The sequence below is a fragment of the Cellulomonas sp. A375-1 genome (genome assembly GCF_001040865.1).
In the GTDB taxonomy this organism is placed as follows: Bacteria; Actinomycetota; Actinomycetes; order Actinomycetales; family Cellulomonadaceae; genus Cellulomonas; species Cellulomonas gelida.
In genome coordinates, this window is sequence record NZ_LFKW01000073.1 from 1 (window position 1) to 11,500 (window position 11,500).

Annotated in this window: 5 protein-coding genes and 1 pseudogene; 2 read left to right on the forward strand and 4 right to left on the reverse strand. The window is 76.6% G+C overall.

Features of this window, described 5'->3' with window-relative positions; translation table 11 throughout:
* The 3 genes and pseudogenes from CWIS_RS08185 to recC form a co-directional block, all read right to left on the reverse strand.
* Positions 1 to 275, reverse strand: a pseudogene (locus CWIS_RS08185) (hypothetical protein); the annotation flags it as partial.
* Positions 272 to 3,727 carry a UvrD-helicase domain-containing protein gene (locus CWIS_RS08190; protein ID WP_369796524.1) on the reverse strand — a complete coding sequence of 1,152 codons (3,456 nt, stop codon included), beginning with the start codon at positions 3,725 to 3,727 and terminating at the stop codon, positions 272 to 274. The pseudogene CWIS_RS08185 and the gene CWIS_RS08190, both read right to left, overlap by 4 nt.
* Positions 3,724 to 7,224, reverse strand: a complete 3,501-nt coding sequence (gene recC, locus CWIS_RS08195) for an exodeoxyribonuclease V subunit gamma (RefSeq protein WP_231583732.1) — start codon at positions 7,222 to 7,224, stop codon at positions 3,724 to 3,726. The genes CWIS_RS08190 and recC overlap by 4 nt, the downstream gene beginning before the upstream one ends.
* Before the next feature lie 60 nt (positions 7,225 to 7,284).
* Between recC and rlmC the strand changes: the two genes are divergently transcribed.
* Together rlmC and CWIS_RS17595 are read left to right on the forward strand one after the other, a co-directional pair.
* Positions 7,285 to 8,430 (forward strand): 23S rRNA (uracil(747)-C(5))-methyltransferase RlmC, encoded by a 1,146-nt coding sequence (rlmC, locus tag CWIS_RS08200; protein WP_048342784.1) that lies wholly within the window; start codon positions 7,285 to 7,287, stop codon positions 8,428 to 8,430.
* Between the two features lie 132 nt (positions 8,431 to 8,562).
* Positions 8,563 to 11,079, forward strand: coding sequence for a hypothetical protein (locus CWIS_RS17595; protein ID WP_053071630.1), 2,517 nt, complete (start codon positions 8,563 to 8,565; stop codon positions 11,077 to 11,079).
* Between the two features lie 99 nt (positions 11,080 to 11,178).
* Here CWIS_RS17595 and CWIS_RS08210 read toward each other — a convergent pair.
* Positions 11,179 to 11,500, reverse strand: a 322-nt coding sequence (locus tag CWIS_RS08210; protein ID WP_197080792.1) for a hypothetical protein, incomplete at its 5' end; no start/stop codon positions are given.

The following is an 11,500-nucleotide window of genomic DNA, read 5'->3' on the forward strand; positions in this document are numbered from 1 at the left end:
GCCGCCGCGAGGGCGACGCACACGGAGCCCGCGCGCAGCGCCCGGACGGCCAGCGCCGCCGCGAGGTGCACGCGCTCGTCGTCCTCGCCGCACAGGCCCGCGACGCGACGTGCGACGTGCACGTCCGCCGAGGTCAGCACGCGTGCGGCGACGAAGGGCGCGAGAAGGCCGTGAACCCGCCAGGGCACGTCGGGCGATGCGTCGAGGGAGTTCGTCGTGCCGGTCAGCGACGCGCCGGCGAGCGGCGGCGCGCTCAGCGCGCTCGGATCGGTCATCGGGCACCCGCCAGCAGGTCGGAGAGGTCGAGCACGAGAGCGGTCGGCGGACGCCACGCCAGGACACCGGTGGGCGTCGGACCGCCGGGTCCGTCGACGACGGGCGTCTCCGGGCCGAGCATGCCCCGCACGAACAGGTAGAGGCCGCCGCCGAGGTGCACGTGCGGGTCGTAGTCGCGCACGCGCCAGCGCAGGAACCGGTGCAGGGCGGCCGAGTACAGCAGGAGCTGCAGGGGGTAGTGGTGCTCGACCATCGCGTCGACCAGGCTCGCGGGACGGTAGTCCCACGCACTGAGCGGCTGCTCCCACGACCCGAGCCGGTTCGTCTTGTAGTCGACGACGAGGTGCGTGTGCTGCCCCGGGACGTCCGGGGCGGGCACGCGCAGCACCGCGTCGATGCTGCCGGTGAGGTAGCCGCGCAGGCTGCTCGTCGACAGCGCCGGGTCGTCGAGACGGTCGGCGTAGTCGACGAACGGGTCGGTCGGGGTCAGGTGCGTGCGCAGGAGCGCGCCGATGCCGCGCAGCGTCCCGGCTCGGCGGGCCACACCGTCGCCGCCCGCGAGCGGGAGCTCGAAGTCCAGCTCGGGCAGGCGGTCGGACGGGGCGATCTCGGCGAGCGAGCGCCCGCCTGCGAGCGGGCCGAGCGGCGTGCGCAGCGAGGGCAGCAGTGCCGCGGCGAGCGCGTCCGGGCCGCCGGGCAGCGCACCGCCCGGGTCGGCCTCGGCGCAGCGGACGGCGACCTCGGCGGCGAGGTCCGGTGCGCGCGTGTCGACGTTCTCGAGCACGTGGTGCACGAGCGTGCCGAACGCGGTGCCCGCGGGCAGGTCCGCCATCGGCGAGGCGAACGCGCGCAGCGCGAGCTCGTCAGGCGGGACCTCGGCCTCGTCGGTCGACTCGGCCCGCTCGCGGCCCGTGCCCGTCGCGTCGGGCTCGTCCTGCAGACCCGTCACCTCCGGCTCGGACGACGGTGCGTGGTGGCGCGCGTCGTACGGCGCGGAGGTCAGGCCGGTGTACGACGTGCGGCGCCAGCCCGTGTCGAGCGTGCGCCCCAGCCGGGCGAGCTCGAGCGTGGGCGGATCGACCGGCTCGGGCACCCAGCGCGCAGCCGCCCGCGGCGCGGTCATGACCTGGTGCACGAGCGCCCCGCCCGTGGGCGCGGCCAGCGCGGTGAGCGCCTCGGCGACCGCGTCGTCGCTCGGGACCGGCACGACCGCGGGTGCGGGCGTCCCGTCGGCGGTGCGCGGCGCCAGCAGCAGGCGGGACAACGGGCTGCGTTCGGCGTTGCGGCTCGGTGCCCACCACACGACCACCTGGCTGTGCGCGCGGGTGAGCGCGACGTACGTCAGGCGCAGCTGCTCGCCCGCCTCGTCCTGCTGGTGTGCGACCACCCCGTCGTCGTACCCCGGGCTGCCCTTGCCGCCCACGTGGAGCGTGCGGGTGTCGTCGCGGTGGAAGCGCAGGACCTGCGGGTCCGACCGCACCCAGGTGTCCCATGCGAACGGCACGAGCGTCACCGGGAACTGCAGCCCCTTGCTCGCGTGCACGGTGATGACCTGCACGGCCGCCGCGTCGGTCTGCAGCCGCCTGCTGCGTTCCTCGGCGTAGTCGCGTGCGGCCTCGTCGATGCGCGCACGTAGCCACTCGAGCAGCGCGGTCGCGCCGAGCCCGTCGCGCACGGCCTGCGCGTGCAGCGCCTCGCCGACGTGGCGCAGGTCGGTCAGCTCGCGCTCGCCGTCCTGCGTGCGGATGACCCGCTCGCGCATGCCCGTGGCCGCGGCTGCCTCGAGCAGCGCAGCCACGCCGTGCGACGCGAGCGTGCCCGACCACGTGCGGACGCGCTCCGCGAGCAGGTCGCGCGCGTCGTCGTCGGCCAGCGCGAGCTCGGCCGCCGTCCAGCCGAGGAACGGCGTGAGCGCCGCGCCGCCCGCGAGCCGCGGGTCGTCGGGTCGGGCGAGTGCCGACAGGAACGTGAGCCAGTGCTGGGCCGCGCGCGTGTCGAACACGCTCGCCAGGCCCGAGATCACGGCGGGCACCCCCGCGGCCCCGAGCGAGCGCTGCACCGCGCGCGCGTCCTTGTTCCTGCGCACGAGCACCGCGATGTCGGCGGGTCGCACGGGGCGCGCGTCGCTCCCGTCCGGCGCCGTGATCCGGTGCGTCGTCAGGGTCTGCACCACCTGCGCCGCGACGTCGGCGTAGAGGAGCTCGCGCAGCGGGCCGATCGCCGGGAGCTTTGTCACGCCCAGCGCCTCGCGGGTCACCTGGCGGAGCAGCACGGGTGGGCCACCGGCGAGGCGCCGTCCCGTGCGCTGGGCCTCGACCGGCCGCACGACGATGCGCGGGTCGCCCAGCGCGGCGCCCTGCAGCAGCGGGCGCAGTCCGGCGAGCACCGCCGGGTCGGCACGGTGGTTGCGCGCGAGCGTCGCCTGGCGCGCGCTGCTCGCCGCGACGAGGTAGGTCACGACGTCCGCACCGCGGAACGCGTAGATCGCCTGCTTCGGGTCGCCGATGAGGATGAGCGTGCGGTGCGCGTGGAACGCCGCCCGCAGGATCTCCCACTGCGTCGGGTCGGTGTCCTGGAACTCGTCGACCATGACGACCCGGAACGCCGTGCGCACGCGCTCGCGCGCGTCGCGACCCGTGTGCTCGTCGGTCAGTGCCCGGCGCAGGAGCGTCAGCAGGTCGTCGTAGTCGACGACGCCACCGGCGCGCTTGCGCCGCTCCATCTCCTGCACCGCGACCTGCGCGAACCGGTACCGGTCGTACGCGGGCGTGCCCGGCTCGGCGTCCGACGGCTCGAGGTCCGCGACCGGGTCCGAGATCGCGGCGTGCGCGAGCTCGCGCGCGTCGGCGATCGAGACGAGCGGCGACGCCTCCGGCGCGTACTTGCGCAGGTACAGGTCGTCGACGACCTCCGCCTCGAGGTCGGCGACGTCGGGCAGCAGGGTCGCGTCGTGGTCGACGTCCGCGGTCGTGCCGAGCATCGCGAGCATCTGCTGGCAGAAGCCGTGCGTCGTGGTGATGGTCGCGGCGTCGAACTCGGCGAGCGCACGCGCGAGCCGCGCGCGTCGGACCTCGACCTCGTCGGGACCTGCGTCCGCGAGCAGGGCGACGACGTCGTCCGACGAGGAGCGCGCGTCGTCGGACCGCAGCGCACGCTCGACCTCCACGAGCCGCGAGCGCACGCGGTCGCGCAGCTCGGTGGTCGCGGCGCGGCCGAACGTCACGAGCAGCAGCTCCGGCAGTCGGACGTCGAGCTCGGCGACGTACCGCACCGCCAGCGACGCGATCGTCCACGTCTTGCCGGTCCCGGCGCTCGCCTCGAGCACCACGGTCTCGACCCCGGGCAGCGGACCGCGCACGTCGAACACCGGGACCTCGGGCCGAGGGGCGTCGGGCACAGGGCCGGCAGGCACGGGACCGTCGGGCGCCGTGCGCTCGCGGTCGGTCGTCACGGCGCCTCCTCGAAGGTGTCGGCGACGAACACCTCGCGCCACACGCGAGACGCGAGCGCGCCGAACCGCGTGGCTTCCTCGGGCCGGGCAGCGCGGTCGGCGGGCGTGGGCTCGCCCAGCACGTCGGTGAGCTCGAACCCCTCGCCCCAGGCGAGGAGGTGGTACGGGTCGACGCTCTCGAACCCGCCCCGCCCGTTCTCGGCGGCCTCGGGCGTGCCCAGCTCCGCCCGGGCGGCGGACAGCGCGACGCTCGTCGAGTCGCGCTCCCAGCGCTTGCGGGCATACACGTGGCTCGTCTTCGTGAGCAGCGGGATCGGCTCGCGCAGCGCCTCGTCGCGGACCGCCAGCAGCTCGGCGAGCACCGCGACCGCGTGCTCGGGTGCGGGCGCGCGCAGGGTCGTCGTGGTCGCACCGGCGCGCCCGCGGCCGACCGTCACGGCCGAGCGCACCGCGGGCCGCGAGCCCGCGTCGTCGCTCGCGACGAGCGCGAGGAGCTGCACCCAGGAGCGCAGCACGTGCTTCGCCGAGAGCTGCGAGAAGACGGCCCGCACCAGACGACCGCCGTGCACGCCACGGACCGTGCCGGTGAGCTCACGGCCCGCGACGGTCACGCGGACGTCGTACGTGGCCGGGTCGGTGGTCAGGAACGGGTCGACGGCCTCGCGGATCGGCACCGCGTCGTCGAGGATCCGGGTGAGCGTCGCGCCGCCCAGCTCGCGCGGCGGCAGGTGACCCCGGCGTCGCTCGGCGTCCGCGGCGGTGGCCAGGTCGGCGCCCTCGAGCGTGGCCGTCAGCAGACGGTCCCCGATGCTCCAGCGCGCGAGCGGGTCGAGCTCGAGCGGCATGCGGTCGTCGAGCTGCGGGGTGTCGCTCGGGAGCTGCACGCCGAGGCGTTGCGTGAAGAACGCACGGGGCGCGTGCTCGAGCACGCGGACGAGGTCCTCCAGGTCGTACGCGGTGCCCGCGTCGGCAGGGTCCGGCAGGGGCGTGGGCACGAACGGGCCGGCCGGGACCCGCGGACGGATGAGGGTGCGCGCAGCGGCGAGGTCGAGCTCGTCGAAGCCGAACGGGCCGGGCCGGCCCAGTGCACCGGGCTCGAAGACGCGCGGGTCGACCGGCTGCAGCGGGTGCTCGACCACGAGCGACCGCCGCGGGCCGTCGGATGCGGGCATCTCCTGGGCCGTCGCCGTGGCGCCGAGCGCGTCGAGGAGCTCGCCGACGGGCACGCAGGGTGGCCGGTGCGCACCCGTGCGCTCGTCGGCGCCCGTGTAGAGGACCACGAGGTGGTCGGTCGCGCTGGTCACCGCGTCGAGGAAGAGCTGGCGGTCCTCCTGCCTGCGGTCCTGCTCCCCGACGAGCGGGTCCCGGGCCAGCACGTCGTCGCCGTCGCGGCGACCGCCGCGCGGGAAGGCCCCGTCGTCCATGCCGAGCAGCACGACGACGCGGTGCGGCACCGCGCGCATCGGCGCGAGCGAGCACACCGTGAGCGCCCCGGTGCGGAAGCCGGCGCGCGTGGGCCGGCCCGCGAGGCGCGGACCGAGCAGCGCGACGACGTCGGGCAGCCGCAGCGCGCCGTCGTGCCCGGCGGCGTCGGCCCGGGCCTCGGCGAGCACGCGGACGGCCTCGTGCTGCTGCCACCGGTCGGCCGGGGTGACCGCGGTCAGGAGCACGAGCGCGCGGTCGAGGGCGTCGAACCAGTGCGTCGCGGGGTGCGCACCCGCCAGGTCGGCGAGCACCGCGGTGAGCCGGTCCAGCAGCTCCGCGACGCGGCCGACGAGCACCACGTCGGACGAGCCGACGTCGTCGACCGGCAGGACCGCGCCGACGAACCGCTGGTCCTCCTCGGCCATCGTGACGCCGAGCAGGAGCCGGTCGAGCGCCGCGGACCACGTGCCCTGCGGCACGGCGCCCAGGTGGAACCGAGCCCGCCGCTCGACGTCCTCACCCCAGTGCACGCCCGACTCGAGCGCCCACGCCCGCAGCCGGTCGAGCGCCTCGTCGTCGAGCGCGAACCGGCGCCGCACGGGCTCCTGGCCGGCGAGGTCGACGACCGCGGACGCGGTGACGCGCGAGTCCGCGAGCTCGAGCAGCGCCGCGACGACGGCGAGCACGGGGTTGGCGCGCACGGGCGAACGGTCGGCGATGCGGACGCGCAGCGTCCGTCCGGGGTGCTCGGGCGCGGCCGACGCCGCGGGCCCACCGGGCCCCGGGACCTCGGGCGTCGGGCCGAACACCGCGTGGACGAGCGGGGCGAACGCCTCGACGTCCGGGCACAGGACGATGACGTCGCGCGGTTCGAGGGTGGGGTCGTCGGCGAGCAGCCCGACGACGACGTCCCGCAGCACCTCGACCTGCCGGGACCGCCCGTGGCACGCGTGCACCTGGACGGAGCGGTCGTCGGACCCGGCCGGCCGGGGCGGGACCGAGCCGTCGGTCGCGTCCGCGCGCAGCCGCGTCTGGAGCTCCCCGAGCAGGGTCGGCGCAGGAGGCGGCGCCGCGACCTCGGTGACCAGTGGCTGGTACGCCTTGACGCGTGCCGCGAGCTCGACCGCGTCGTTCGCCATCGACCGGAGCATCGGGTGCCGGGCGACCGGCGGGCGCTCGCGCCTGCGCTGCGTCGCGCCGAGAGGGCCGATCGCACGCCACAGGGTCAAGGACGGCGCCGGGAGCCACAGGTGCACGTCGCGCTGCTGGGCGAGCGCGGCGAGGACCGTCAGGTGCCCGGCGGGCAGCGCGGTCGGGCCGAACACGTGCAGCCGGTCCGGCAGGTCCACGAGCCCGGGCTGCTGGACGAGCCGCGCCGCCGCCGCGTCGAGCCGCACAGCGGGCGGCGGGCCGAGGCGCTCGACCAGTGCCCGCCACAGCACCGGCTGCCACGCGAGGTCGGCGGGCAGCGGCGCGCCCGCTCCGTCGTCGTCCACACCCGCGGTCCACGACCGGGCCAGCGCCGGACGTCGCACGTCGTACGCGACGAGGAGCCGTGCGAGCCGCTGCGCGAGATGCATCCGACGGCCCGCGCGCAGCTCGTCGCCGCTCGGCACGGGTGAGGCCGGCGACGACGGCGCGCCGCCACGAGCGCCCAGGTGCCGGGCGACGGTCCGGAGCCACGGCGACGCGGCGTGCTCGTCGATCACGGCGAGCACGTGCCACGCGAGGTTCTCCGGCCGCCACGGGTCGGCGTCCCGCGCGACGCCGCCGGTCGCGGCGAGGACGTCGGCCACGACGCGCGCGGGGGAGTCGAACCGGACGTTCGCGCACACGCCGTCCTCCGCGCCGCCGGCGCCCAGCCGGTGTGCGAGCCGTTGGCTCACCCACCGCTCGACGCCCCGCGTCGGCACGGCGACGAGGTCGGCCGTGAACGGGTCCGCGACGGGCGCCGCGAGCTCGTCGGCCAGCGCGGCCACCAGTGCGTCCGCCCGCTCGGCGACGTGCACGCGCAGCCCACCCGGCCGGCTGGTGGCGGCCTCGCCGTCGCGGTTGCCGCCCTCGTCGTCCACGTCTGGCACCCTAGCCACCCGGTCCCACAGACGTCGCGAGCGCGCCCGTACCCTGTGGACGTGCAGTGCTCCTACTTCGACGCCGGCGTGTGCCGGTCCTGCACCTGGATGGGCCGCGAGTACGACGAGCAGGTCGGCCTGAAGGAGCAGCACGCGCGCGACCTGCTCGCCGAGGCGTGCGACCCGGCCACGACGGTGTGGCTGCCGCCGGTCACGGGCCCCGAGTCGGCGTTCCGCAACAAGGCGAAGATGGTCGTCGCGGGCACGGTCGAGCACCCCACCCTCGGCATCCTGGACGCGGCCGGCCGGGGCGTGGACCTGCAGGGCTGCGGCCTGTACCCGCAGGACCTGCGCGCCGCGTTCCCCGCGGTCGAGCGGTTCGTCACGCGCGCGGCGGTCGAGCCGTACGACGTGCCCGCGCGGCGCGGCGAGCTCAAGCACGTGCTCGTCACGCGGGCCGCGGACGGGGCGCTCATGCTGCGTTTCGTGCTGCGCTCGCAGGAGGCCGTGACGCGCATCCGCAAGCACCTGCCGAGCCTGCTGGCCGAGCTCCCACGGCTCGCCGTGGTCTCCGCGAACGTCCTGCCCGAGCACAAGGCGGTCCTCGAGGGTGCCCTCGAGATCCCGCTCACCGAGCAGCAGACGCTCACCATGGACGTCGACGGCGTCGCGCTGCACCTGCGACCGCGCAGCTTCTTCCAGACGAACACGACCGTCACGGCCGCGTTGTACCGGCAGGCCGCGCAGTGGGTCGCGGCGAGCGGGCCGACGAGCGTGTGGGACCTGTACTGCGGCGTGGGCGGCTTCGCGCTGCACCTGGCCGCGCCGCGGGTCGTCGGGGTCGAGACGAGCGAGGAGGCCGTGGCCAGTGCGCGCACGACCGCTGCCGAGCTCGGGAGGGACGCGACGTTCGTGGCCGCCGACGCGACGGCGTGGGCCCTCGAGCAGCGGGAGGCGCCCGATCTCGTCGTCGTGAACCCGCCACGGCGCGGCATCGGCGCCGACCTCGCGGGGTGGCTCGAGACGTCGGGCGTGCCGCGCGTCGTGTACTCGTCGTGCAACCCCGTCTCGCTCGCGCGCGACCTCGCCGCGATGCCCTCGTTCGCCGTGCGCGAGGTGCGCCTGTTCGACATGTTCCCCCAGACCACGCACTACGAGGTCGCGGTGCTGCTCGAGCGGCGGCCCGCGCCGGCGCCGGGCGGGTAGGGCCGCACCGGCCCGGCCGAGGGGAGCGGGACGAACCGGACGCCGCGAGCCCGGCGGGGCCGATACAGTCCCGGTTGGCGCGCCGTGCGAACGGCATGGTCGCAGGCGTGCAGGAGACGAAGGAGCGCGACGATGAGCAACCCGGACGAGCAGCTCGGCACGCCCGACGAGAGTGCCGTGCCCCCCGGGCCGGCCGACCCCCAGGGCGTCTCCGCTCCGCAGCCGGTGGCCCCGCCGCCGTCGACGTACCCGGAGGGCTACCCGTTCGTGCAGGGCGGCTACCCGCCGCCGCCCGGCGCCTACGCGCAGGGCTACCCGCCCGGGTACCCCTACGCGCCCTACCCGCACCCGGCACAGGGCCACCCGGCGCAGGGACACCAGGCACAGGGCCACCCGGCGCAGGGCTACCCGGTACCGAGCTACCCGGCGCAGGGCTACCCGGGGTATCCGCCGGTCCCCGGGCCCGCGCCGACCGGCTACCCCGCCCCGGCCTACGCTGCCCCAGGCCATGCAGACCCGGGTCATGCGGTCCCAGGCCACGCAGTCCCGGGCTACGCGGCGGCCGGTCCCGCGCAGGGGTATGCGGGGCACGCGCCCTTCGCCGGGCCGACGACGCACGCACCGGGCGCGGGCGCGCCGCGGACGCGGGCGAGCGCGTTCCAGGGCGTGCCGGTGCGGGACTACGTGACCGACGGCGTCGCCCTGGTCCTGCTGCTCGTGACGCTCGGGCTCGGGTGGGACTTCCGGTACGCCGCGAGCGAGCGCATCGAGGTCGTCCTCGTGACCGTCGTCTCGATCCTGTCGCTGTCGCTGTTCTACCTCGCGCGCTCGGGGGCGCTTCCGCGCGGGTGGACGAACCGCACCGTGCTGACCGCTCGCGCGCTCGCGAACGTGCCGTTCGTGCTCCTCGTGCTCGTCTACGTGCTGCTCGACGTCGCCACCGCGTTCGGCGACGGTCAGCCGCAGGGGACCGTGCCCGGCGGGCTCGGCCCGGCGATGGCGATCGGTCTGGCGGGCGCGCTGCTGGCTGCGAGCCCGCGAGTCGCCGAGCTCGGCAGCCCGCGTACGGTCGACCTGGTCGTCGCCTGGGCTCGACGTGTGCTGGTGGCGCTGCTGGCCACGGCGCTGGTCCTGGCGCTCGTCAGCGTGCTGACGTTCGCGGTGCAGGCGCCCGAGCTGCTGCGCCTCGGCAGCACGCTGGTGGCGGGTGTGGTCGTCCTGCTGCTGCACGTCGCGCTCGCCGCGGCGATCGCGGCGGTCCCGCTGGCCGGCGTGGTGCGACGGTCGACGGCCTGGCGGCGGGTGCTGGTCGCGGTGGCGGCCACGGCGACGTTCGCCCTGCTCTTCTACGGGCCTCTGCACCACGAGCAGCCCGGGTCGGGGCACGCGGCCACGTCCGTGGCGCTCTGGGGGGCGGCCTACCTGGTGCTCCCCGCGGCGGGCGTCGTCGTCCTGAGCCCGGTCTGGCGCCGCCTCGTCGACCCGGCTCCGTCGCCCGAGCAGGGCTGGTTCGCCGCGGCCGTGCACGCGTGGTCCGGGATCGCGGTGGTCGCGGGTGTGCTGAGCGCGGCCCAGCTGATCGCGCTGATCGCACAGGTCGGCACCTTCGGCTTCCAGTCCGCGCAGGTCGTCCTGATCCTCGTCCTCGCGGGCGCCGCCGTCGCGGCGCTGGTCGCCCGGGCGTCGTTCGCCGCCGACCCCGCGGCCGGGCGCGCCACGGCACTCGCCGCGACCCTGGTGGTCGTCGTCCTCGGCATCGTCGCGGTCACGTTGCAGGCGCAGCGCCACGCGTGGAGCTTCCAGACCGTCGACCTCGAGCTGCTGCTGGTCGCGTTCGGGCTGCCCGCGCTCGTCGGGATCGCGCTGCTGGGGCCTGCGCCGGTGCGGGCGTGGTTCGCCGCGCACGGTGGCGGCCCGCGTCCCGCGTGGGACGACGCCGAGCCGGAGCCCGCCGCTCGGCCGACCGGCGCCTACGCCGCGCCTGCCGCACCGGCACCCGTGGCGCCCGAGGCCGTCGCGGCAGGGGGCGAGCCGGTTCCCGACGAGTCGCACGACGAGGGGCTCGACGAGGGCGTCGACGAGCTGACGCACCCCCGCGGTGCCCCGACGAGCCTGGGCGTGCCCGTGGTCGCCGAGCCGGTGGCGGATCCGGCTGGTGGGTCAGCGGCCGGTGGGTCACCGGTGTCGACCGAGCAGTCGTCGGACGAGCAGGCACGTGACGCGCGAGCCTCCGACGAGCGGGCCTCCGACGAGCAGGCCTCCGACGAGCAGGCCTCCGACGAGTACGAGGGCGGCTCGTGGTTCGACGAGTACCCGGGCGTGGACAGCGAACCGGTGCGCGCGCTCGACCCCGGGCTCGACCAGACCGTCGCGTTCCCGCAGGTGACCGCGCCCGACGACGCGGACGGCGGCGTCGCGCACGCCGCCCCGCACGGCGCGGACCGCCTCGTCGGCACGCACCCGTTCACGGTCGAGCAGGCACTCGACCCCGGGACCGAGCTCGAGGTCCTCGCGGCGATCGCCGCGCAGGCACCCGAGCTGCGCGTGCACCTCGCGTCGAACCCGTCGACCTACCCGGACCTGCTCGAGTGGCTCGGCCGCCTCGGCGACCCGCAGATCGACGCGGCGCTCGCCCGGCGCCCGGGCTGACCCGGGCAGGGCCGACGAGGCTGCGGGACTCACCCGGCGACGAGCCGGCCGATGCCGGGGTCCGGACCTGGGTCCAGGGCCCCGGCGCCGGCGCGCGCGTCAGGCGAGCGTGCCGGCCACGTCCCAGGTCACCGAGACCGCCTTGCCGGCCTTGCCGGACGCGGTCTGGGGGATCACGGAGTAGGTGACGCGGCCGTAGGCGAGCGCGAGCGACTCGAGCCCCGCGTCGTCGGCCACGCCGAGCGTGTGCTCGACGACGCGCGCGTTCGTCAGCTCCCACCGCTCGGCGACGACCTCCCGCTCGCCGCCGCGCGGGCGCTCGACCCGGGCGGTCGGCAGCCTGGTCCCCTGGACGAGCGCCAGCAGCACGCCGGGGGAGTGCCGGCCCGGCACGGTCGTGAGCCGGAGCGGCTCGGGAGCG